Origin of the sequence: Streptomyces sp. NBC_01537 (assembly GCF_045040445.1) — a bacterium.
In the GTDB taxonomy this organism is placed as follows: Bacteria; Actinomycetota; Actinomycetes; order Streptomycetales; family Streptomycetaceae; genus Actinacidiphila.
The window spans coordinates 5755629-5779197 of the sequence record NZ_CP109392.1; the positions used below are offsets into that span (position 1 = coordinate 5755629).

The window sequence follows — 23569 nt, forward strand, 5'->3', positions numbered from 1 at the left end:
TGCCGACTCGCACGAAATCGGCCGGCGAGTCGTGATACGCCCGGCAATCCCGGTCGTTGTCGCGGCGGTGCCTACAGCCCGAAGAGTCGCGCTCCGTTCTCGTAACAAACTCCGCGCAACCACTCATCACCCAGTCCGAGCCGTTCAAGGGCTTCGAGCTGGTGGACGTACGGATAAGGGATGTTGGGGAAGTCGGACCCGAGAAGAATCCGATCGCCTAGTTCGGCGAGCCGGCCGAGTTCGCTCGCCGGGAAGGGGCTGAGGCCCTCGCTGAAGTCCGTGAACACCATGGTCGTGTCCAGGCGCACCTCGTCGTACCGCTCGGCCAGGTCCAGGAAGTCGGTGTACTCCGGCATCCCCATGTGCGCGACGATCAGGGGAAGGCGCGGATGCCGGGCGAGGAGCCGCCCCACCGGCTCCGGCCCGGTGTGTTTGCCGGGCGCGGGACCTGAGCCGCAGTGCATGACCACGGGGACTCCCGCCTCGGCCAGCATCCCCCACACGGGATCGAGCAGCTCGTGAGTGGGGTCGTACGCCCCCACCTGCACATGGGACTTGAAGACCCGGGCCCCCGCCTCGACCGCCGTGCGCACATAGTCCTCCACGCCCTTTTCGGGGTAGAGGGTGGCCGTGTGCAGACAGTCGGGCGTGCGTCCCGCGAAGCCGGCGGCCCATTCGTTCAGCCAGGGTGCCATGCCGGCCTTGTGGGGATAGAGCATGGCGGTGAAGGCGAGCACCCCGAACTGCCGAAGCAGCGCGATCCGTTGGTCTTCTTCCTGCCGGTAGGTGATGCCCCACTCGATGCCGGTCATGGGGCCGACCGTGTCGAAGTACTCCCACACCTTGCGCAGGACCCGCTCCGGCATGAAGTGCGTGTGTACGTCGACAAGCCCGGGCACCCCGATACGTCGCCGGAACCTCTCGACAGCCTCGACTTCACCCACGGGGCCGTTTCCTCCCGGCGTTGCCGCGCATGAGAGGGAACACGGAGGTCTGGCAACGGAATTGAGGTGCCAGCTGTAGACGTTGAGGTAGCGGCCGTACGAATCGCGTGGTCATACCGTCACTGTCACGTAGACGCGCCGCCAGAAACAACCCTCTTGATCCTCCCTACCCCTTCAGCACCCCCACCACCCCCATGCTTCGGCGCTCACGGCACAGTGGTCACGCTCACCCCAGGTGAAACTACGAGGCCGGGGCGGTGTGGAGCCAAGCAGCGTTGCCGGGCTCCCCGCCACTCATCGAGTCGTGCGGCGTGTATGCACTGAGCCCAGATCCCGCGTCACCTCAGCGACCGGCTCATCGGCCTCCCGTGCATGCGCGAGTCTCGCACAACCCGCCTTCGCCAGATCGGTTCATCATGCTGCGAGGGCGGCGCACAGGTCATCAGGCGGTGATCTCCGTGAACGCGTCCGCGACGGCGGCGCCTTCGCGGACGAAGACCGGGATGCGTTCCAGTGGCGCGGGAACGTCGAGAGTGGTGCCGCCCTCGTGGAGCTCGCCGGTGGCGGTGTCGGTCCAGCGTGCGCCGGCCGGAAGGTGGACGGTGCGGCTGCGGGCTCCGGCTTCGGCGACCGGTGCGACGAGGAGGTCGGGTCCGAGGAGGAACTGGTCGTCGACGGTCCAGGCGTGCGCGTCCTCGGGGAAGCCGAAGAACAGGGGGCGCATCACCGGCGCCCCGGTGCGGTGCGCCTGTTCGGACAGCTCCAGCAGATAGGGGCGCAGCCGCTCGCGCAGCCGCAGGTGTGCGGTCAGGATCGGGTAGGCCTGTGGTCCGTAGGACCAGACCTCGTTCGGGCCGCCGGTCATGTCCGCGGAGAAGGTGGGGTGGTTCGGCGCACGGTCGCCGTGCAGGCGCATGAGGTGGCTGAAGGCGCCGTACTGGAACCATCGGACCAGCAACTCCTGGTACGCCGGGTCAGTGGGGTCGCCGCCGAGGAAGCCGCCGATGTCGGTGTTCCACCACGGGATGCCGCTCATCGCGACGTTCAGCCCGGCCCGGATCTGCTGGGCCAGCGACTCGAAGGTGGGCTGGATGTCACCGGACCACAGGGCGGCGCCGTAGCGCTGGCTGCCGGCCCAGGCGGAGCGGACGAGGCTGAGTGGGCGCTCGTCGCCGGCCTCGTTCAGGCCTTCGGCGACGGCGCGGGCGGCCAGCTTCCCGTAGAGGTTGCCCACCTGGGCGCCGGGGCCCGCCGAGTAGACCGCGCGGACGGCGAGTTCGAGAGGCATGTCCGGCTGGCAGGCGTCGAGCCAGAAGGCGGAGACACCGAGCGAGTGGTAGTGCTCGCTCAGCTGTTGCCAGAGGTGGCGGCGGGCGGCGGGGTGGGTGGCGTCGAAGTAGGTCATCGGCTGGTGGTCCGGGCCGTGGCCTCGGGCGGGCCAGGGGAAGGTCAGCAGGCCGCCGTGGCTGTCGCCGACGAGGAGTCCGGCGTCGCGCAGCATGTCGTGGTTGCTGCTGCCGGGATCCACGGTGGGCCAGACGGACACCGCCAGCCTGACGCCGAGTGACTCCAGTTCCTCGATCATGGCTTCCGGGTCGGGCCAGTCGGCGGCGTCGAAGTCCCAGTCGCCCATGTGGGTCCAGTGGAAGAAGTCGCAGACCATCACCGACAGCGGCAGTCCGCGCTCCTTGTGCTCCCGGGCCACCGCCAGGAGTTCGTCCTGTGTGCGGTAGCGCAGCTTGGACTGCCAGAAACCGGCTGCCCATTCGGGCAGCAGCGGGGGGTGCCCGGTGGCGTCGGCGTACGCCTCATGACATGGGCCGGGGTGTCGCCCGCGGTGATCCAGTAGTCGATCTGGTGGGCCGTGTCGGCGACCCAGCGGGTGGCGTCCCTGCCCAGCTCGACCCTGCCCATCGCGGGGTTGTTCCAGAGCAGGCCGTAGCCGCGGGAGGAGTGCAGGAACGGGATGGTGACCACGGTGTTGCCCTGGACCAGATCGATCACCAGGCCCTTCTGGTCGAGACAGCCGTGCAGATGCTGGCCCAGGCCGTGGATCCGCTCGCCGTCGTACGCCTCGAAGCGCTGCTCGATGCGGTGGGTGCCGTCGCCGAGCGGTGCGTATTCGCGCGCCTGCGGGTACGCCCAGGCCACGTAGGGGCGCTGGTCGGAGAGGAGTTCGCGGCCGGTTTCGGTGTGCAGGAAGCGCAGCGAGCCGTCCTTGCCGGCCTCCACGGTGAGGCGGCCGTTGACGATGCGGGCGCTGCCGTCCGCGTGCGCAGTCGCGGTGGCGGCAGGGCCTGCGGCGGGGACGTCGAGGGCGGGCCGGGGAGTGTGTCGTCGGGGGCCTGACCGGGGCGGGCGCGGACCCGGACCGAGTGCGGCCCCCAGGGCTCGATGAGGAGGACCTCGTGCGGGGTGTGTCGTTCGAGGACGCCGTCCCGTGCGGTGAAGACGGTCATGACTGGGGATTCCTTCTCGGAGGGTGGCGATGGTCGACGGTGACCGTCGGATGACGTTTCACGGCAGCGGCCCGGACAAGGAGGGACAGCGCGCCCCGCGTGAAGCTGCTTGCAGGGAGGAAGGCGATCCGCCCCGGGCCGCCGGGCCCGGTCATGGAGGTGGTGCTGAGGTGTCACCGCAGGGCATCTGTGCCACGCCTGCTGTGGACCGCAGCGCCACGGTCCTTGTTCCGGAGGACCGCAGATGAGGCGGGACGGGGCTGCGCCGTCAGCCTCGTCGCGGCTCCCGCACCACCGCGATCTCTCCCGGTGCCAGCGTCACCGAGCCGGGTGCCGGTTTGCCGGTGAGGAGTTCGACCGCGTCCTCGGCGACGGGCACCTCAGCGCCGTTGCCCGCGTGGTCGATCAGGAACAGGTAGTCGGCGGACGGGGACCGGCGGCGAACCACCTCGACGCCCTCCGGTGCCGTGCGGACCGGTTCCACGCCGGCCTCGGTGCGGATGCGGGTCATGAGGGACGCGAGGACGGTCGGGTCCGGGTGTGTGGCCAGGTACCAGGTCGTGCCCTCGCCGTACGCGTGACGTGTCACGGCGGGTACGTCTGCCAGTGGCCCGTCGGTGTACCACGCCACAGCCTCTGCCCCCTCCAGGCGCAAGCGTTCTGACCACAGTGAGGCCGTACCGCCCCCGCGCAGCGTGACCGTGTCACCGGGTTGGAGCGGGAAGTACTCGTCCGACCTGACGCCGAGCGCCTTGCGGAACGCCCCCGGGTAACCGCCCAGCCGTACATGGCAGTTCTCGTCCACCGCCCCGCTGTGGAAGCCGACCGCCAATGTGCCACCGCGTTCGGCGAAGCCCGTGAGGTTCGCTGCGCCTTCGTCGTCGACCAGGTACAGCGCGGGGGCCAGCACCAGCCGGTATGCCGACAGGTCGGCGTCCGGGCGTACGAAGTCCACGGCCACGCCCGATCGCCACAGCGGCTCGTACCAGGAGCGTACGAGCTCCTGGTAGCGCAGCTCGCTGTTGGGCTGAGCGGGGAACTCCAGGGCCCAACGGGCGTTCCAGTCCCAGGCGATGGCGACCTCGGCCGTGCCGGTGCTGTCGCGTACCTCGGCCAGCGCCCTCAGATCCGCGCCCAGTCGGACCACATCCCGCCAGATCTGGCTGTCGGTTCCGGCATGCGGGACCATCGCGGAGTGCCACTGCTCGGCGCCCGCCTTCGCCGCCCGCCACTGGAAGAAGGCGATGCCGTCGGCTCCGTGGGCCACGTGCGCGAGGGCGTTGCGCCGCAACTCCCCGGGCAGTTTGGCCCGGTTGACGGGCTGCCAGTTCACCGCGCCCGTGGAGTGCTCCATCAGGAACCAGGGGCCGCCCGCCAGCGACCGCACGAGATCGCTGGCGAGCGCGATCCCGATCTCCGCCTCGGGGTCGGTGGACATCGCGTAGTGGTCCTCCGACACCACGTCCACCTCCGGCGCCCAGCGCCAGTAGTCCAACGCGTCGGTGATCCCCATGAAATTGGTGGTGACGGGGGTGGTGGGGGCCGCCTCCCGTATCACGTCCCGCTCCGCCTTGTAGAGAGACAGCAACTCGTCCGAGCAGAAGCGGTGCCAGTCCAGCAGGTTGGCCGGATTGGGGCCGGCGCCGGTCGCCCGCGGAGGCAGGATCTCGTCCCAGTCGTAGTACCACTGGCTCCAAAACGTGGTGCCCCAGGCGTTGTTGAGAACATCCAGGTCATCGGCGTACTTCGTCCGCAGCCAGCGGCGGAACGCCTCCGCGCTGGTGTCGCAGTAGCAGCTGTTGGTGTGGCAGCCGTACTCGTTGTGGACGTGCCACATCGCCACCGCCGGATGGTCGGCGTACCGCTCGGCCAGCGCGCCCGTGATGCGCAGGGCCGCCTCGCGGTAGGCGGGGCTCGAGGGGCAGAACGTCTGGCGGCTGCCGTACGACAGCCGGCGGCCGTCCTTGTCGACCGGCAGCGCCTCCGGGTGGGCCCGGTAGAACCACGCCGGCGGGGCCGCGGTCGGGGTCGCGAGGTCGGCGGCGATGCCGTTCTCGTGCAGCAGGCCGAGGATCCGGTCCATGCGCGAGAAGTCGTACGTGCCCTCGGAGGACTCCAGCAGGGCCCAGGAGAAGATGCCGACGCTGACGAAGTTGACGCCGGCCTCGCGCATGAGGCGCATGTCCTCGGCCCACACCTCCTCGGGCCACTGTTCGGGGTTGTAGTCGCCGCCGTAGGCGATGCCGGGGAGGGAGAGGACGGGTTTCGTGGTCATGGGGTTGCTCCGGGATCGGCTGGGTCGGTCATTTGAGTCCGGACGTGGCGGTGCCTGCGACGAAGTTGCGCTGCAGGATCAGGAACAGGACCAGTGAGGGCACGATGTACAGGACGGCGCCCGCTCCGACGACGGTGTAGAGCCCGGTTCCCTGCTCGGTGACGTAGCCGGTGGCCATCTTCACCGCGAGCGTGGTGTGGTCGTCGTCCAGCAGCAGGGCGGGGGCGATGTAGTCGCCCCAGCTCCAGCTGAAGGACAGCACCAGGCTGGTGGCGATGACGGGCCAGGACTGGGGGAGGAAGATCCGCCAGAAGATGCGGATCTGTCCGCAGCCGTCGATGATCGCCGCCTCCTCCAGTTCCTTGGGCATGTTGGTGAAGAACTGCCGGAAGAGGAAGATCAGATATGGTGCGCCGGCCAGCCCCCACAGCACCCACGGGACATAGGTGTTGGTCAGCCCGGCCTTGGAGAACAGCAGGTAGGTCGGGATGAGGGTGATGATCTGCGGCGTCATCATCGTGGACAGCATGAGCCCGAAGATGATCCGTTTGCCGGGCCCGGTCAGCCGGGCGAAGCCGTAGCCGGCCCAGGCCGAGGCCAGGGTGATCAGCAGCGAGTGGATGCCGGCGATCGTCAGCGAGTTGCGGGCGTAGCCGAAGAAGTCGAAGAGGGTCAGGGCCAGGCGGAAGTTCTCCAGGGTCGGGTGGTGCGGCCACCAGTGGATGGGCACTGCGCGCAGTTCGGAGGGGTCCTTGAACGCGCTGATCAGGAGCCAGCCGAAGGGGCTGAGCATGAGCACCAGAATCGCGACCAGGAGCATGTAGACGACTTTGCGTCGGGCCAGGACCATCAGCTGTCTCCGATCGTCCGCGGCTTGGTCTTCGCCTTCGTCTGCTCGGGATCCACGGAGTAGAAGACCACTCCCTTGCTCAGCTTGAAGACGAGGAAGGTGATGGCCATGACGAACGCGAAGAGCACCCAGAGCAGGGCGGAGGCGTAGCCGTAGCGGCCGTTGGAGAAGTACTGCGTGAAGACGTCGATCATGATCAGCTGGTTGCTCTCGGGGACGGCTCCCACGCCCTTGGGCGTGGGGTCGATCGAGATGAGCAGCGGCAGGAAGCTCTGCAGCGTGGCGATGATCTGGGTGATCAGCTGGAAGAACAGGACGGGGGAGAGGAGGGGCAAGGTGATTCGGGTGAAGGACTGCCACCAACTCGCCCCGTCCATGCGCGCCGCGTCGAGCAGTTCCGCGGGGATGTCCTGGAGCCCCGCCAACGAGATGATCATGACGTTGCCGCAGCCCCACACGGTCAGCGTGATCAGCACCCAGCGGGCGTACGGGTCCTGCAGCCAGGCGAGCCCGTTCACGCCGAAGATGTCCAGCAGGCCGTTGGCGGAACCCGAGTCACGGTCGAAGATCAGCTTGAAGACGAGGGCGGAACCGACCGGTGGCACCACGGCGGGCAGATAGACCAGCGTGCGGAACACACCCCGGGCGCGGATCGGCTGGTTCAGCAGCACCGCGAGGAGAAGACCCGCGGCGATCGTCAGCGGCACCGTGATCACGGTGAACAGGCCGGTGCGGCCCAGTGACGCCAGTGTGTCGGGGTCGGTGAAGACCTCACGGTAGTTGGCCAGCCCCACATAGCGGGTCTTCGGGGACAGGCCGTCGGAGTTGGTGAAGCTCAGCCACAGCGCGTAGCCCAGCGGGAAGACCGTCATGGCCCAAAAGCCCAGCAGCCAGGGGCCGGCGAACACGTAGAACGCCCCGGTCCGGCGGGCCCGCAGGGAGCGGGGACTGCGCGCCCGCGGCGAGCTGAGCCGGGCGAGGGTCGCCCGCCGGGGCGCACGTGCGTCCGGCCCGGCGAGCTGATCGGTACTCACCCCACCAGCTCCTTGCCCCGCGCGAGCTGGTCGTTGATACGGGAGTTGAGCGCGTCGGCGATCTTCCCGGCCGCGGTGCCGGACTTGACGGCGTCCGGCAGAACCTTGGTGAGCACCACGTTCAGGGCGTCCATCTGGGCGTACGGGCTGACGGGCAGCACCGAGAAGTAGGGCAGCTCCCGCTGCTGGACCTCGTAGGACTGCTTGTGGAACGCGGTGTCCTGCGGCATCTTCGGGACCAGCGACTTCAGGGAGGGGATGCCCCAGCCGGTGGTCGCGCGGTCCTGGGCGAGCTTGCCGCCGAAGTAGTACTCGAAGTACTTCCAGGCGGCGTCCTTGTTCTTGGCGCCCTTGGGGACCCAGTAGCCGGTGCCGCCGAAACAGGGGCTGACACGGTTGCTGCCGAGCTGGGGCGCGGGGGCGAAGCGCGAGACCTCGGAGACCTTGGCGTCGCCGCCGATGGATCCGCCGAACCAGTAGCCGTCGTTGGCCATCGCCATCCGGTTGGCCTGGTAGGTGGGCCAGTCCCAGCCGTCCGGGTTGGGGTTGACGACGCTGGGGCCGATGTCGGACTTCGCGTAGTCCAGGTACCAGGTCAGCGCCTTGAGCGCCTCGGGCGAGGAGAAGTCCACCGTGGCCAGGTCCTCGGCGAACAGGCTTCCGCCGGCCGAGGCGGTCATCCACAGGAACGTGGTGAGGGGGCCGTTCAGGGCCCCGGCGCTCAGGCCGTACACCTTCACCTTGCCGAGCCTGCGCTTGACCAGCCGCTTGCCGAGGTCCAGCCACTCGTCGCAGGACAACGGCTCGGTGTCGCTGGGAAGTTCGAGCTTGGCCGCCTCGAACAGGTCGGTGCGGTACCAGAACATGCAGTCCTGCGAGTAGTCCTTGGCCATGCCGTAGCGGGGACCGGTGCCCTGCTTCTTGGCCTCGCTGTCGTAGCGCCAGACGTCGTTGGCCGCGGCGAGGTCGGAGGGCTTGAGCACGTCGCTCTTGGCGAAGTACGGGTCCAGGTCGGCCATCAGATCGCGCGCGGCGAAGTAGGGCACGTCCGTCGCCCCCACTCCGCGAACTACGTCCGGCGGGTTGTTGCCGGCCAGCATGGCGTTGAGCTTGGTGACGTCGAACGTGATGATGTCGAGGTTCATGCCGAGCGCCCGCTCGGCTTTCTGCTTGTCCTCCTTGGTCCAGGCGACGTCCATGATGGTGAGCGTCTCCTTGGCGCCCTTGGCGCCGCTCCCGGAGTCGACGGAGGAGGCACAGCCGGGCAGGGCGGCAGCGGTGAGGGCGGCGCCGGCGGAGGCGGCCAGGAAACGGCGCCGGTCGAGGGAGCCTCTGGGGGAAACGGGCATGACGGTGCAGCCTTTCGTGCGGTGAGCATGCGGGGATGCGGGAGACGGGCGCTGCGGCCCAGGAGGGCACGACGGGCAGGCGAAGAAGGAAGCCCGGTGCGCGCCGGCCGTGGTGGACAGCCTTCGGGCAAGGAGTCGGCGACACCGCCCGCACTGTGGGTGTCGAGTGTTGCTGGTCCGGTACTTCGGCCGTGTGGCGTGACGCCCCGAAACGCCCACGGATGGAAACCGGTTGGAGAAGGCTCGGCGAACGCTAGGACCGGCTCCAGGGCAGTGTCAAGAGGTTGGAACGCCCCGTATTAAACGGGTCCGACCATGGGTGCGCCTGCCGAAAAAGAGTCTGACGCAGCCCTCTTGACTCTCGGGGTGGCGCGATGGCAGCTTCTTGTAACGCTACAAGAAACCGGTTGCTAAGCATTCGTGACGCCTCCGACGAGGCCGACCACGGGTGGGGATGCCGCACCACCCCCGCCTTCGCCCCGCGCCCCACGTCCACTCACGCCCCACGACATTCCTGCAGGAGTACGTCCGTGCCCAACGCCACCGCGGTCATCAACCTCGACATCGAGGGCCCGACGATCAGCCGCCATCTGTACGGCCACTTCGCCGAGCACCTCGGCCGCTGCGTCTACGGCGGTTTCTGGGTGGGGGAGGACTCGCCGATCCCCAACGAAGGAGGCATCCGGCTCGATGTCGTCGAGGCGCTGCGGGCCCTGAACATCCCCAATCTGCGCTGGCCCGGCGGCTGTTTCGCCGACGAGTACCACTGGAAGGACGGCATCGGGCCACGCGAGCAGCGCGCCCGGATGGTCAACACCCACTGGGGCGACGTCGAGGAGAACAACCACTTCGGCACCCACGAGTTCATGGCCCTGTGCGAACTGCTCGGCACCGAGCCGTACGTCAGCGGCAACGTCGGCTCCGGCACCGTGCAGGAGATGAGCGAGTGGGTCGAGTACCTCACCCGCGACGGCGACAGCCCCATGGCCAGGCTGCGCCGGGCCAACGGCCGCGACGAGCCCTGGCACGTGAAGTACTGGGGCATCGGCAACGAGACCTGGGGCTGCGGCGGCAACATGCGCGCCGAGTACTCCGCCGACCTGGCCCGCCAGTACGCCACCTACTGCCGCGACCACGGCGACAACAAGCTGTACCGGATCGCCTCGGGCGCCTCCGACGACGACTACAAGTGGACCGAGACGCTGATGCAGCAGATCAGCTGCTTCGGCTGCGAGGCCACCCCGAAGAACTTCTTCCAGGGCCTGTCCGTCCACTACTACACGATCGCCGGCCCCTGGGAGGCGAAGGGCAGCGCCACCGACTTCGACACCGACGACTACTACCGCACGATGGTCGCGGCCCGGAAAACCGACCGCATCCTGACCGGCCACTCCACGGTCATGGACATCTACGACCCCGGCCGCACGGTCGGCCTGGTCCTGGACGAGTGGGGCACCTGGTGGGACGTCGAACCGGGCACCAACCCCGGGTTCCTGTTCCAGCAGAACAGCCTGCGCGACGCGCTCGTGGCGAGCACCCACTTCGACATCTTCCACAAGCACGCGGCACGCCTGTACATGGCGAACATCGCCCAGACCGTCAACGTGTTGCAGGCGATGGTCCTTACCGACGGCGACGCGCTGGTCCTGACCCCGACCTACCACGTGTTCGAGATGAACAAGGGGCACCAGGACGCCACTTCACTCGCGGTGCATCTGAGCACGGACGGCGCCCGTCGTCAGGTGGGGGACGCCGCACTGGACACGCTGTCCGCCTCCGCCAGCGTCAAGGACGGCCACGTCCTGATCTCGCTGTCCAACCTCGACGCCGAAGAACCCGTCGAGGTGACCCTCGACCTGCGCGGCGGAACCACAGGCGAGCCGACCGCCCGCATCCTGACCGCCGACCGCCTCCAGGACCACAACACACCCGGCACACCGGAGACAGTCAGCCCGCGCCCCTTCGACGAGCTGAAGGCGACGGACCGGGGGCTGTCCCTGACGTTGCCGCCCCACTCGTTCGTCACCGTCCGGGCCCCGCTGGGCTGACCTGCCCGGCGCCGCGTCCCGCGTGGGGCCGGCCCGGCCGCGCACCGCCGCCGGCCGTCGGCCCCGGACTGAAGAGACCTCTTCCCACCCGTATTCCATCCTGGCAAGGAGCCGCACATGAGCACGGACCTGACCCGCCGCAGAACCCTCCAGGCTGCGGGAGCCGCCGCCCTCGCCGCCGGCCTGTCCTCGCTGACCGCCACGGCGGCCCACGCCGACGACACGGCGGACGACGGCACCACCCCCGCGCCGAAGCTGGTCACCTACCCGGTACCGTCCGGCGTGGCCACCCAGGCAAGCTTCAAGGTGCGGGTGCGCACCGCCCCCGACGGCGAGTGGCAGACGCTTGCCTGCTATGCGCCGGGTGCGAAGGAGATCAACCCCACCACGGGCTCCGGCAAGGTGTGGGGCTCGTCGATGGTGTACTTCGACTTCCAGGGCTCCGTGGAGGTGGAGGTCACCTACCTCAAGGGCGGCACCACCAAGGCCCGGGTGCGTCCGGACTCCCTCGGCATCACACCCGAACTCGGCGGCGACACCCTGGTGTTCACGCTCGACGAACCGGAGGACGTCGTCGTCCAGATCAACGACGAGATCTTCGACTGCCTCCACGTCCTCACCAACCGAGTCGAACACCACGTGCCTGCCGCGGACGACCCCGACGTCATCTACTACGGCCCCGGTCTGCACTCGATCCCCGGCGACATCCTCACCGTCCCCAGCGGCAAGACCGTCTACCTGGCGGGCGGCGCCGTCGTCATCGGGCAGATCAACTTCGACCAAGCCGAGAAGTCATGCCTGCGGGGCCGCGGCGTGCTGGTGCCCAGACGCACCGTTGGCGGCGTCCAGCTCACCCGATGCAAGAACATCCGCGTCGAGGACGTCATCCTGCTCGGCAACGGCCTGGGCTGCGGGGAGGCCGACGGCGGCCTCATCAAGAAGGTCCGCGTCTTCACGTGGGGACAGTGGGGCGACGGCCTCCCCCTCTACAGCTCCAAGAACATCACCTACGACGGCTGCTTCGTGCGCAGCTCCGACGACTGCCACTCCATCTACGCCCACCGCGGCGAGTGGTACGGCGACACCCGCAACATCACCATCAAGAACGCCACCCTGTGGGCGGACGTCGCGCACCCGGTCAACGTCGGCACGCACGGCAACAGCGACGACCCGGAGATGATCGAGAACCTCGTCATCCAGAACGTCGACGTCCTCGACCACCGCGAGCCCCAGATGAACTACCAGGGCTGCGTCGCCCTCAACGCCGGCGACTCCAACCTGATCAGGAACATCCGCATCGAGGACGTCCGGGTCGAGGACTTCCGCTGGGGCCAGCTCCTCAACTTCCGGGTCATGTACAACACGAAGTACAACACCTCGGCCGGTCGAGGCATCGAGGACGTCTACATCAAGAACCTCACCTACACCGGGACCCACGCCGAGCCCTCGCTGTTCCTCGGCTACGACGCCGACCACGCCATCAAGAACGTCACCTTCGAGAACCTCGTGGTCAACGGCGTGGTCATCGCCGACACGATGCGCAAGCCCACCTGGTACTACACCACCGACACCGTGCAGTGGTACGCCAACGAGCACGTGACCAACATGAAGTTCCTGACCACCGCCCAGGCCCAGGCGGCCGCCGCGTCATGAACCTCCCTGCCACCAGCCGCCGGGGCTTCCTCGGCGGCACGGCGGCCCTGCTGGCGGCGGGCGCGAGCGGACTGCTCGCGCCCGGCGCCGCCCGGGCGGCCGCACAGAACGCAGCCGGAGCCGGCGGCTTCGCCCACCCCGGCCTCCTGCACACCGCCGACGACCTGGCCCGTATGAAGGCCGCGGTGGCCGCCAAGGAGTCGCCGGTCCACGACGGCTATCTCGCGTTCGCGGCCCATGCCCGCTCGCAGTCGACGTACGCGATCCAGAACACCGGCCAGATCACCTCCTGGGGTCGCGGCCCCACCAACTTCCAGAACCAGGCCGTCGCCGACTCGGCAGCCGCCTACCAGAACGCGCTGATGTGGTGTGTCACCGGCGAGCGCGCCCACGCGGACAAGGCCCGAGACATCCTGAACGCTTGGTCGGCCTCCCTCACCATGATCACCGGTGCGGACGGTCCGCTCGGTGCCGGGCTCCAGGCCTTCAAGTTCGTCAACGCGGCCGAACTGCTCCGCCACACCGGCTACGACGGCTGGGCGGACGCCGACATCGCCCGCTGCGAGGAGTCCTTCCTGCGCGTCTGGTATCCGGCGATCTCCGGTTACATGCTCTACGCCAACGGCAACTGGGATCTGACGGCCCTGCAGTCCGTCCTCGCCATCGGCGTGTTCTGCGAGGAACGCACCCTCTTCGAGGACGCCCTGCGCTTCGCCGCGGCCGGCGCCGGCAACGGCAGCCTGCTCCATCGCGTCGTCACCGACGCCGGCCAGGGCCAGGAGTCCGGCCGCGACCAGGCCCACGAACAGCTCGCCGTCGGCCTGATGGGCGACGCGGCACAGGTCGCCTGGAACCAGGGCGTCGACCTGTGGGCCTTCGACGGCAACCGCATCCTCGCCAACGCCGAGTACGTCGCCCGCTACAACCTCGGCGGCGACGTCCCGTTCACCCCTGACCTCGACCGCACCGGCAAGTACATCAAGACGACCGTCTCAGAGAAGGTCCGCGGCGCCCTGCCCCCGATCTACGAGATGTACTACGCCCACTACGCAGGCGTCCGCGGCCTCGACACCCCGTACACCGAGGCGGCCGTCTTCCGCGGCACCGGCGGTGCCCGGGTCGTCGAGGGCAGCAACGACGACCTGCCCGGCTTCGGCACCTTCGCCTACGCCGGCACCAAGGCCCCGACGCCGACCCCGCCGACGGCGCCGGCCGGGGTCACGGCGGTGGGTGACGGCGAGAAGGTCACCGTGGCGTGGCTGCCGTCCGTGGGGGCGAGGACGTACAGCGTCCGCCGGGCGACCAGGCCCGGGGGGCTGTACGAGGAGATCGCGTCGGCGGTCGACGGGACGTCGTACGCGGACGACGGCGTGCGGTCCGGGCGGACCTACCACTACACCGTCACCGCCACCAACTCCCTGGGCGCCAGCGCGACTTCGAGCCTCGCCACCGCCACCGCAGGCCTCCCCGAGCCCTGGGCCACCCGGGACGTCGGCGACGTGAAGATCCCGGGCTCCGCCGCCTTCGACGGCGAGCGGTTCGTCCTGGAGGCGTCCGGAACCGCCGACACCCACCGGCTCGCGCACCTCCCGCTGCGCGGCGACGGCACCGTCACCGCGCGGATCGTGTGGCCGCTCAGCTCCCAGTACTCCAAGATCGGCGTCACCGTCCGGGCCGGGCTCGACGCGGACGCCGCCCACGCCTCGATGCTGATCCAGGGACTCCCGTTGCACACCTGGAGCGGCGTGTGGACGGTACGCCCCGCGGCCGGCGCGGACGTCTCCGCCACCGGCAGCACCCCGGTGCCGCCCTCCCAGCAGGACGCGATCACACTGAACGCGTCCTTCCCGATCTCCAGTCTGGGCACGCTGCCGGAATCGGCGACGCCCCTGGAGGCCCCGTACGTGGAGGGCGCGGGCGACGGGTACCGGCTGCGGGCGCCGTACTGGGTGCGGGTGACCCGAAAGGGCCGCCGCTGCACCGGCGCGATCTCCCCGGACGGCATCCACTGGACGGAAGTCGACACCACCGAGGTCGAGTTGGGGCGTGACGCGTACGCGGGCCTGGTCCTCACCTCCTGCCTCGGCGTCGACGAGGACTACGCCGAGACCGGCACCGGAGCCTTCGACAACGTCACCGTGACTTCGGCGTGGGGTGAGGTGTGGTCCGTGCCCCGCCCCGTCGGCTCCGCCACCGGCCTCACGGCGACCACCGGTACGGACGCCGTCGAGCTGGCCTGGACCGACCCGGACCTCTCCGCCCGCTACAAGGTGCTGCGCGCCACAGACACCGACGGCCCGTACCACACCATCGCGCCCCACATCGGCCCCGTCGGCTTCGGCGCCCGCATCCGGTACGCGGACGCCACCGGCACGCCCGGGACGACGTACCACTACGTCGTCACGAAGACGAACACCGGCGGACGCGGCCCGCTCTCGGAGCCTGCCTCCGCCGCGATGCCGACCCCGCCCGTCCCCCAACTCACCTCTGCCACCACCGCGTTCGCCAACAAGGGCATGTCCTTCCGGCACCTCCTGCGCGGCTCGCACGAACCCGTGCAGTTCACCGCGGACGGCCTCCCCGACGGTCTGCGCATCGACAAGCGCACCGGTCTCGTCTCCGGAACCCCCAACGAGACCGGCGAGTTCACCGTCACCACCACCGCGGGCAACGCGACCGGCGACGGTACCGGCACGCTCACCCTCACCGTCGGCACACCCCCGCCCACCCCCTGGACGTACGGTGACCTCGGCGACGTGGTCCTCGACGACCGCGCCCTCGGGACGCTCGGCGTGGTCGCGGTCACGACGCCCGGCAGTACTTCGTACGCCGACGGGACCTTCACCGTCCGCGGCGCGGGCACCGACCTGACGGTCAACAACCAGGGAATGACAGGCCAGTTCGTACGACGGCCCGTCACCGGCGACTGCGAGGTCACCGCCCGCCTGGTGTCCCGCACCGGCGCCACCGCCGACCGGGTGGGGCTGCTGATGGCCAAGTCCCTGTCGCCGTTCGACCAGGCGGCCGGAGCGATCGTCACCGGCGGCACCACCGCACAGCTCATGCTGCGCACCACGGTGGCCGGACGATCGGCCTTCACGGGCAACGGTGCGGTGACCACCCCCTGCCTGCTGCGGCTGAAGCGCGTCGGGACCGCCTTCACCGCCTACGCCTCCACCGATGACGGCGTCACCTGGACCCCCCTCGCCGAGGGCGACATCCCCGGCTTCTGTGACGCCCCCTACTACGTGGGTCTCGTGGTCTGCTCCCGCAGCCCGCTGGCCCTCGGCACCACGCAGTTCGATCAAGTCAGCATCACCCCCGACCAGAGCCGGTCGGGGTCCGCTTGATTGGAGATGCACATTCCATGAGCCGCAACGATCTCCCCCCACTCGACCAAGACACACCGCAGTCCCTCCGCAGCGAGCTGCTGAGCCGCCGCGGCATCCTGCGTGCCGCCGGCGGAGCCGCATTCGTCGGCGCGCTCGGCGCCGCCTCCGTAGGCTCGGCCGACGCAGCCGGGAAGCGGCACGGTGTCCGCAACCTGGCCCTCGCCGCCGCGCCGTCCGTCTGGACCCACCCTGGCGCCCTGCACCATCCCGGCGACATCAACCGGGCCCGGGTCAGGGTAGCCGCCGGCATCGACCCCTGGTACGCGGACTGGCAGGTCCTGACCGCCAACGCCCACTCGGCCTCCACCTGGACGGCCAACCCCCAGGAGACCGTCTACCGCGGCGGCAGCACCCAGAACTACGCGATCCTTTACAACGACATCGCCGCCGCCTACCAGAACGCCCTGCGCTGGCTGATCAGCGGGGACACGGCCCACGCCGACTGCGCCGCCGCGATCTGCAACGCCTGGTCGAGCACCCTGACCACGATCACGGGCAGCACGGACGCGATCCTGGCCGCGGGCATCTACGGCTGGCAGTTCGCCAACGTCGGCGAACTGCTCCGCGACTACGACGCCTTCGACCTGGACGCGTTCCAGCAGATGATGCTGAACGTGTTCTACCCCATCAACCACGGCTTCCTGCGCGACCACAACTTCGTCTGCGACAGCCACTACTGGGCCAACTGGGACCTGTGCAACATGGCCTCGATAATGGCCATAGCCATCCTGTGCGAGGACGGCGACAAGTTCGACGAGGCCGTCACCTACTTCCAGAGCGGCGTGGGCAACGGAGCCATCGGCAACGCGGTCCCGTACCTGTACACGGACGACGACGGCTATGCGCTCGGCCAGTGGCAGGAGTCCGGCCGCGACCAGGGCCACAGTGTGATGGGGATGGGGCAGATGGGCGCGCTCTGCGAGATGGCCTGGAACCAGGGCGTCGACCTGTACGGCTACGACGACAACCGGTTCTTCAAGGCGGCCCAGTACGTCGCCAAGTACAACATCGGCCTGGACGTGCCCTACACCACCTACAGCTGGGGCAGCGGCAGCAGCTGCACCTACAACGAGCAGACCGCGATCTCCTCCGCCAGCCGCGGAACCATCCGCCCGGTGTGGGCGATGCTCCACTACCACTACAACCGGATCAAGGGCCTGGACGACAAGTACATCGCGGCCATGACCAGCGACCTCGTCGGCATCGAGGGCGGTGGTGGCGACTACGGCTCCACCAGCGGCGGCTACGACCAACTCGGCTTCGGCCAACTGATGTACGCCAAGTAGCGGTTCCGGTGAGCTCGGGGAACAAGCAGGAGAACAAGGAGAGTTGACGATCATGAGTGGATCCGGCCGCCCTGCCGAGACGGTCGTGGAGGTGGACACCCGGGCCCCGGGTACGGCCATCTCGCCCGACCTTTTCGGGGCGTTCTTCGAGGACCTCAACTACGCGGCGGACGGCGGTCTCTACGCCGAACTCGTGCAGAACAGGTCCTTCGAGTACGGCCCGGCCGACCGGCCCGAGTGGCACTCCCTCACCGCCTGGGAGCTGCTGCAGCGCAACGGGGCCGCCGGATCGCTCACGGTCGCCACCGACGACCCGCTGCACCCCGCCAATCCGCACTACGCGGTCCTGACCGGCACCACACCCGCCGGTGCGGGCCTGCGCAACGAGGGGTTCGACGGCATCCCGGTCAGGGCGGGGGAGGCGTACGACGTCAGCCTCTTCGCCCGGCTGGCCGAGGGCGCCGTCGACCGGCTCGTCGCGCGGATCGAGAGCCGGGACGGCCAACGCGTCAACGGACAGGCGGAGTTGGGTCCGCTGGACGGCTCCTGGAGACGTCATGCGGCAGTCATCACCTGCGAGGTCACCGACCCGGACGCCCGCCTCACCCTCACGGCGACCGGTCCCGGCACCGTCCACCTGGACCTGGTTTCGCTCTTCCCGCAGAACACCTTCAAGGGCCGGCCGAACGGCCTGCGTGCCGACCTGGCGCAGGCCATCGCCGACCTGAAGCCCAAGTTCCTGCGCTTTCCCGGCGGTTGCCTGGCACACGGTCAGGGGCTCGGCAACATGTACCGCTGGTCCGAGACGGTCGGCCCGCTGCACGAACGTCGGCAGCAGTTCAACATCTGGCACTACCACCAGTCGATGGGCCTCGGTTACTACGAGTACTTCCAGTTCTGCGAGGACATCGGCGCCAAGCCGGTGCCCGTCGTGCCTGCCGCCGTCTGCTGCCAGAACAGCGAGGTAACCGGTCAAGCCAGCCTCCCCGACGAGGAGATGGACGCCTACGTCGCCGAGGTGCTGGCGCTGGTGGAGTGGGCCAACGGCCCCGCCGACTCGCCCTGGGGTGCCGTGCGCGCCGCCGCCGGACACCCCGAGCCGTTCGGTCTCGAATACCTCGGCGTCGGCAACGAGGACACCATCACCGACACCTTCCGCGACCGCTTCTGCCGTATTCACGACGCCCTGCGCGAGCACCACCCCGAGATCACCGTCATCGGCACCCTCGGACCGGCCACCTTCGGCGAGGACTGGGAGAAGGGCTGGGCGTTCGCCCGCGAGCGTGCCCTTCCCGTCGTCGACGAGCACTCCTACAAGTCCCCGCACTGGCTCCTGGAGAACAGCCGCCGTTTCGATCGCATGGACCGCCACGGCCCGCACCTGTACGTCGGCGAGTACGGCAGCCACTGCAACGACGGCCGCGGCGCCCTCGCCGAGGCCCTCTACATGATCGGCATGGAGCGCAACGGCGACGTCGTCCGGCTTGCCTCCTACGCCCCGCTGCTCGCCAAACGCGGCCACACCCAGTGGCTGCCCGACCTGGTCTACTTCGACAACGCGAACGTCTGGCTTACCCTCAATTACCACGTCCAGCAGATGCATTCGCTGAACTCGGGCGACACCGCGCTGCCCGTCACGGTCACCGGAGCGCCCGAAGCGCCGGCCGTCCGACCGAGCGACCGGAACGACATCCGCATCGGTACCGGACCCGACACGCGCGCCGAGTTCACCGACGTCCGCTGCGGGCCGGTCGGCGGTGGGCTCGTGCCGGCCCCCGACTTCCGCAACTGGCGGACGGAGTCGGGGACATGGGACCTGACTGGCGGGGCACTGGCCGGAACCGGTGCCGGCCCGCTGCTCATGGACGCGGTGCGCGGAACGTCGTACGCCTTCTCGGTGCGGGCGAGGAAGACGGACGGCGCCGAGGGGTTCGTCCTGCGGTTCAGCGGGATGACGTCCGAGCATCACTACCAGTGGCGGCTCGGTGGCTGGGACAACCGGGCGACATGGCTCCAGCGTCTGGACGACGGCGTGCCGGAAGACCTCAGCGAGCGCGTGCTCGAAGGTGTGGAGAGCGGCCGTTGGTACGCCCTACGGGTGGAGGTGGACGGCCCGCGCGTGCGCTGCTTCCGCGACGGCGAGCTGCTGCACGACGTCGAGGACGTCCGGCCGGACCCGGAAGTGTTCGCCGTCTCGACCGTCCGCGACAGCGCCTCCGGCGAGGTCATCATCAAGATCGTCAACACCACGCCAGAACCTGTCACCGTCCGCCTGCGGCCGACGGACGTGGCCGGGGACACCGGCTGCGCGCGCACCACCCTCGCCGTTTCCCCGGACACCGACAGCCGCTTCGGCCCGGCCCCGGCCGCGCCCGTGCACGACCGGATCACCGGGCCCCTCTGCGCTGTTCCGCCGCACTCCTTCACCGTTCTGCGCACGGACCCGCCGCATACCATGCGAGAGGGTGCCGGGACAGCAGAGCAGGGGCGAGCGTGGTAACGATCAAAGATGTCGCAAAGGTGGCCGGAGTCTCACCGATGACCGTCTCCAACGTCATCAACGATCACCCGAACGTGCGCGGCTCGACGCGTGCGAAGGTTCTCGACGCCATGGCCCGGCTCGATTACCGGGTCAACGTCGCCGCCCGTAATCTGGCCAAGGGCAGCACCGGGACCATCGGCCTCGCCGTCCCCGAGGTGAACAGCCCCTACTACAGCCGGCTGGCTGCCACCATCATCGCGGCCGCCGAGCGGCGGGGCCTGCGTGTGAGCGTCGAGCAGACCGCCTCCCGGGACAACGAACTGGACGCCCTGTCCCTGTCCCGCAACCGCCTGTACGACGGGATCATCCTGACCGCCGCGGGTATGCGACAGGCCGATGCCGAACAGCTTCGGGTAGACCACCCGGTCGTCATCCTCGGCGACCGGATCTTCGGCGCGCCCGTCGACCACGTCGCGATGCCCAACCTCGAAGCCTCCCGGGCGGCCACCCGCCACCTGATCGAGCGAGGCTGCCGGCGTATCGCGTTCCTGTGCGGGGAGGTGGAGGAGATCGACACCTCCAGCCTCCGCCTCACCGGCTACCGGCAGGCCCTTGAAGAGTCGGGCCTGCCGTTGGACCCCGCGCTGGTCCAGCAGGTGGACAGGCTCGGTATGCGAGAAGGCGCCGGGCGCGCGCGGGAGATGGCGGAGGGTGGCCTCGACTTCGACGGCGTGTTCTGCGTGACCGACTCCCTGGCCATGGGCGTGCTGCGGGGCCTGGCCGATGTCGGGATACGGGCGCCCGACCAGGTCAAGGTGATCGGCTTCGACAACGTCACGGAGAGCGAGTTCTTCATCCCCTCGCTCTCCACGATCGACCCCGACCACGACGGCATGGCCGAGCGCGCGGTCGACCTCCTGATCAGACGCATCAAACAGACCGATCCCCCTGCCCGGCACCAGGACTTCATCGGAGACTTCTCCCTGGTGACGCGGGAGTCGACGGGCGGCTGAGGACCGTTCTCGCTTCACTTCGTCTCACCTCTCCGCCCACGACAAGGGAGAATTCCGTGGACCGCGTGGCCCGTGCTCCGCTCTTCCGTGACCCGATCCACGACGGAGCCGCCGACCCGGTCGTCGTCTGGAACCGTCAGGCCGGTGAATGGTGGCTTGTCTACACCAACCGTCGCACCACTGCCCCCGGCCCCGGAGTCTCCTGGGTGTACGGCACCGACCTGGGCGTGGCCGCGTCGACGGACGGCGGCCGCACCTGGACCTACCGGGGAACCCTCACGGGGCTGGAGACCGAGTGGGGGCACAACACCTTCTGGGCGCCGGAGATCATCTGGCACGACGGGCTCTACCACATGTACGTCAGCTACCTCCGCGGCATCTGCGACGACTGGAACGGTGCCGCCCGGATCCGCCACTACACCAGCCCCGACCTGCTCGACTGGACGTACCACGGCGCCCTGGACCTCGGCGCCGACCGCGTCATCGACGCGTGCGTGTTCCCGCTGCCGGGCGGCGGCTGGCGGATGTGGTTCAAGGACGAGGTCCACGGTTCGCTCACCTGCGCCGCCGACAGCTTTGACCTGTACCGGTGGCGGCCCACCGGCCTCGCGGTCGGCCACCGCCCGCACGAGGGCCCCAACGTCTTCGAACTTGGCGGCCACTACTGGATGCTCGTCGACGAGTGGCGCGGCCAGGGCGTGCTGCGCTCGGACGACCTTGCCACCTGGGAGCACCAGGGGTTGATACTGGACAAGCCGGGTCACCGTCCCGACGACGGGACCATCGGTCTCCACGCGGACGTGGTCGTCCAGCGGGAGACGGCCTACGTCTTCTACTTCACGCACCCGGGCCGAGACGGCACCGCCGCCGAGGGCGAGGACACCTACGCGACCCGCCGCTCCTCCCTCCAGGTCGCCACGGCACGCGTCGTCGACGGCAGGCTGCACTGCGACCGTGACGAGCCCGTCCGACTCGATCTGGGCCCTGGGCCCGGTGCCACTGCATGACGGTGGTTTGTCAGACCGGCAGGAGAGATCAAGAGGTCTGCCGGTGCCGACGGTGTTGATCAGCTCCTGGAGTGCTGCGGGCGAACGTGTGCATGGAGACGCGCAGCCCAGATCGACGACTGACTCTTCGACCTGCTCCGGGCTCGGTTCGGTACGCGGCAGGACAACCCTCAGTGGACAGCGACCCAGGACTCTTGCTTCCCGTTCGATAAAACAGGACACTTGTCCTCGCATGCAAGACGTTCGCGCACGGCGTGTACATCGAGGTGCCTATGAGCTACGGCAGATCTTCCGCGATCACTCCATGCCCACGGATCCCGTCGTGTCGTGATCCCTGAGGAGTCGCGCGACGGCCTCCTCGTCCCGCTCCTCAAGGGCGTCGACCAGTTCCCCGTGCAGCCGGCAGCGGTCGCGAACGTGTGCCGCGAGAGCGACGCCGTCCTGCGGGCGGACGTCCAGCGCGTGGCGTTCGACCAGTTCGAGGAGACCGACGTACAGGGAGCGCAGGAGCGCGCTCGGCGTGATGTCGGCGACTCTGGTGTGCAGCTGCCAGTTGGCCCGCACGAAGGCCTCGGCGTCTTCCGACTCGGCGGCTTCCTCCATCCGCCCGAGCAGGGCCCGCAGGTCCTTCACGTCGGTGGGTGAACCATGCCACAACGCGTCCTGCCACAGCAGAGGTTCCAGGGCGTCGCGGATGCGCAGTGCCTCGGTCACGTCCGCCTGCGTGCCGTCCAACGCCAGGACGGAATGGGCGAGTCTCACCATCGGTGTCTGCTCCGCGGCGAACAGGCCGCCCCCCGGCCCTCGTTGAACGGTGACGACGCCTCTCACCTGGAGCAGCCGGAGCGTCTCGTTGAACGTGCCCACCGACACGCCGCACCGGGCCCGCAACTCGTCCTTCGTGCCCAGCCGAGTGCCGGCGGCGACGCGTGCGGCGAGGTGCGCCACGACGTCGGCGGCCACCTCCGCCCGGGACATCCCCCCGCCCTGACCCCAGTCGGACCGGCGCAGCGCCGGAGGGTCCTCACCCCTGCCCCCGGGACTGCCCCAGGCTCCCTCACGCGGCGCCGCCACAGCCCCACCACCCTTCGACCAAGCACCTTCTAATCATTATGGCGATTACCTTCTCACCTCTTGACGACCACCGAAACAGGGATGCAACATCACCATAATCATCATGATGAATGGAGATCCCATGGTCCCCGTCCTTGGCGAGCAGGAATTCCGCGACCTCATGGCGGGTGTCTGCGCCCCGGTCACGATCGTGACCGCCACGGCGGAAGGCCTCCCCTACGGCACGACGGTCAGCTCCTTCGCGTCGCTGTCGCTGGGGCCTCCGATGGTCACCGTGGCCCTCGACCGCGGTTCGGGGGTCCTGTCTCGCATCACCGCGACCGGACGCTTCGGCGTCAACATCCTCAGTCATGTCCAGGATGACCTGGCCCTGCTCTTCGCCCGCCGGGGCGCCGACCGGTTCGCCGGCGCCGACTGGCACTTCGACCACGGTCTGCCCCGCATCGACACCGCCCCAGGATGGCTGGTGTGCGAGCTGACCCGAGCTGTGGACGGCGGTGACCACCTGCTGCTGCTCGGCACCGTCACCCATGCCCGTACGGCTCCCGCGCCGCCGCTCGTCTACGGATACCGCACCTTCGGAACCCACTCGGGCTACGCCGGCCGCCCTCGGCACACCGTCCGGGACTCGGTCGCCGCGTGCGCGCGCTGACCGCCCGCTTCCCCCACGGACCTCCCAGCCGCCGACCGACAGAAAGAGCGC

At 69.2% G+C, this 23569-nt stretch carries 16 protein-coding genes; 8 read left to right on the top strand and 8 right to left on the bottom strand.

Annotated elements, in window-relative coordinates; genetic code table 11:
• Positions 1-71: 71 nt before the first annotated feature.
• From OG607_RS26555 to OG607_RS26585, 7 genes are all read right to left on the bottom strand, one after another.
• Positions 72-944 carry an amidohydrolase family protein gene (locus tag OG607_RS26555; protein WP_405728397.1) on the bottom strand — a complete coding sequence of 291 codons (873 nt, stop codon included), beginning with the start codon at positions 942-944 and terminating at the stop codon, positions 72-74.
• Between the two features lie 442 nt (positions 945-1386).
• Positions 1387-2721: a TIM-barrel domain-containing protein gene (locus OG607_RS26560; protein ID WP_405737066.1), complete on the bottom strand. Its 1335-nt coding sequence runs from the start codon at positions 2719-2721 to the stop codon at positions 1387-1389.
• The gene (locus tag OG607_RS26565) at positions 2607-3455 is read right to left on the bottom strand and encodes a hypothetical protein (protein ID WP_405737069.1); all 849 of its coding nucleotides are present in this window, start codon (positions 3453-3455) and stop codon (positions 2607-2609) included. The genes OG607_RS26560 and OG607_RS26565 overlap by 115 nt, the downstream gene beginning before the upstream one ends.
• A 216-nt stretch (positions 3456-3671) precedes the next feature.
• The gene (locus tag OG607_RS26570) at positions 3672-5678 is read right to left on the bottom strand and encodes a beta-galactosidase (protein WP_405728401.1); all 2007 of its coding nucleotides are present in this window, start codon (positions 5676-5678) and stop codon (positions 3672-3674) included.
• A gap of 28 nt (positions 5679-5706) precedes the next feature.
• Positions 5707-6528, bottom strand: coding sequence for a carbohydrate ABC transporter permease (locus tag OG607_RS26575; protein ID WP_405728404.1), 822 nt, complete (start codon positions 6526-6528; stop codon positions 5707-5709).
• Entirely contained in the window at positions 6528-7562 is a 1035-nt protein-coding gene (locus OG607_RS26580; protein WP_405728407.1) for a carbohydrate ABC transporter permease, read from the bottom strand. The genes OG607_RS26575 and OG607_RS26580 overlap by 1 nt, the downstream gene beginning before the upstream one ends.
• Positions 7559-8911: an extracellular solute-binding protein gene (locus tag OG607_RS26585; RefSeq protein WP_405728410.1), complete on the bottom strand. Its 1353-nt coding sequence runs from the start codon at positions 8909-8911 to the stop codon at positions 7559-7561. Before OG607_RS26585 ends, OG607_RS26580 begins: the two co-directional genes overlap by 4 nt.
• Before the next feature lie 530 nt (positions 8912-9441).
• Here OG607_RS26585 and OG607_RS26590 point away from each other — a divergent pair.
• The 7 genes from OG607_RS26590 (at position 9442) to OG607_RS26620 (ending at position 21792) form a co-directional block, all read left to right on the top strand.
• Positions 9442-10959: an alpha-N-arabinofuranosidase gene (locus OG607_RS26590; RefSeq protein WP_405728413.1), complete on the top strand. Its 1518-nt coding sequence runs from the start codon at positions 9442-9444 to the stop codon at positions 10957-10959.
• A gap of 117 nt (positions 10960-11076) precedes the next feature.
• Positions 11077-12612, top strand: coding sequence for a glycosyl hydrolase family 28 protein (locus tag OG607_RS26595; protein ID WP_405728416.1), 1536 nt, complete (start codon positions 11077-11079; stop codon positions 12610-12612).
• Positions 12609-15962, top strand: a complete 3354-nt coding sequence (locus OG607_RS26600) for an alginate lyase family protein (RefSeq protein WP_405728419.1) — start codon at positions 12609-12611, stop codon at positions 15960-15962. Before OG607_RS26595 ends, OG607_RS26600 begins: the two co-directional genes overlap by 4 nt.
• A 17-nt stretch (positions 15963-15979) precedes the next feature.
• On the top strand, positions 15980-17290 hold the full coding sequence (locus tag OG607_RS26605) for an alginate lyase family protein (protein ID WP_405728422.1): 1311 nt from the start codon (positions 15980-15982) through the stop codon (positions 17288-17290).
• A gap of 52 nt (positions 17291-17342) precedes the next feature.
• Positions 17343-19790: an alpha-L-arabinofuranosidase C-terminal domain-containing protein gene (locus OG607_RS26610; protein WP_405728425.1), complete on the top strand. Its 2448-nt coding sequence runs from the start codon at positions 17343-17345 to the stop codon at positions 19788-19790.
• Positions 19784-20785 (top strand): LacI family DNA-binding transcriptional regulator, encoded by a 1002-nt coding sequence (locus tag OG607_RS26615; protein ID WP_405728428.1) that lies wholly within the window; start codon positions 19784-19786, stop codon positions 20783-20785. Before OG607_RS26610 ends, OG607_RS26615 begins: the two co-directional genes overlap by 7 nt.
• Positions 20786-20841: 56 nt before the next feature.
• Positions 20842-21792, top strand: coding sequence for a glycosyl hydrolase (locus OG607_RS26620; RefSeq protein ID WP_405728431.1), 951 nt, complete (start codon positions 20842-20844; stop codon positions 21790-21792).
• Between the two features lie 297 nt (positions 21793-22089).
• On the opposite strand, the gene OG607_RS26625 is transcribed toward OG607_RS26620, so the two are convergent.
• Positions 22090-22770, bottom strand: a complete 681-nt coding sequence (locus OG607_RS26625) for a FadR/GntR family transcriptional regulator (RefSeq protein ID WP_405728434.1) — start codon at positions 22768-22770, stop codon at positions 22090-22092.
• Between the two features lie 217 nt (positions 22771-22987).
• Here OG607_RS26625 and OG607_RS26630 point away from each other — a divergent pair, with 217 nt between their 5' ends.
• On the top strand, positions 22988-23518 hold the full coding sequence (locus OG607_RS26630; RefSeq protein WP_405728437.1) for a flavin reductase family protein: 531 nt from the start codon (positions 22988-22990) through the stop codon (positions 23516-23518).
• Positions 23519-23569: the final 51 nt, after the last annotated feature.

Excerpts from the sequence above, each read along its gene's own strand:
- OG607_RS26575 (WP_405728404.1), bottom strand. The coding sequence starts at position 6,528 with ATGGTCCTGGCCCGACGCAAAGTCGTCTACATGCTCCTGGTCGCGATT.
- OG607_RS26610 (WP_405728425.1), top strand. The coding sequence starts at position 17,343 with ATGAGTGGATCCGGCCGCCCTGCCGAGACGGTCGTGGAGGTGGACACC.
- OG607_RS26595 (WP_405728416.1), top strand. The coding sequence starts at position 11,077 with ATGAGCACGGACCTGACCCGCCGCAGAACCCTCCAGGCTGCGGGAGCC.
- OG607_RS26630 (WP_405728437.1), top strand. The coding sequence starts at position 22,988 with ATGGTCCCCGTCCTTGGCGAGCAGGAATTCCGCGACCTCATGGCGGGT.
- OG607_RS26600 (WP_405728419.1), top strand. The coding sequence starts at position 12,609 with ATGAACCTCCCTGCCACCAGCCGCCGGGGCTTCCTCGGCGGCACGGCG.
- OG607_RS26605 (WP_405728422.1), top strand. The coding sequence starts at position 15,980 with ATGAGCCGCAACGATCTCCCCCCACTCGACCAAGACACACCGCAGTCC.
- OG607_RS26585 (WP_405728410.1), bottom strand. The coding sequence starts at position 8,911 with ATGCCCGTTTCCCCCAGAGGCTCCCTCGACCGGCGCCGTTTCCTGGCC.
- OG607_RS26625 (WP_405728434.1), bottom strand. The coding sequence starts at position 22,770 with ATGTCCCGGGCGGAGGTGGCCGCCGACGTCGTGGCGCACCTCGCCGCA.
- OG607_RS26570 (WP_405728401.1), bottom strand. The coding sequence starts at position 5,678 with ATGACCACGAAACCCGTCCTCTCCCTCCCCGGCATCGCCTACGGCGGC.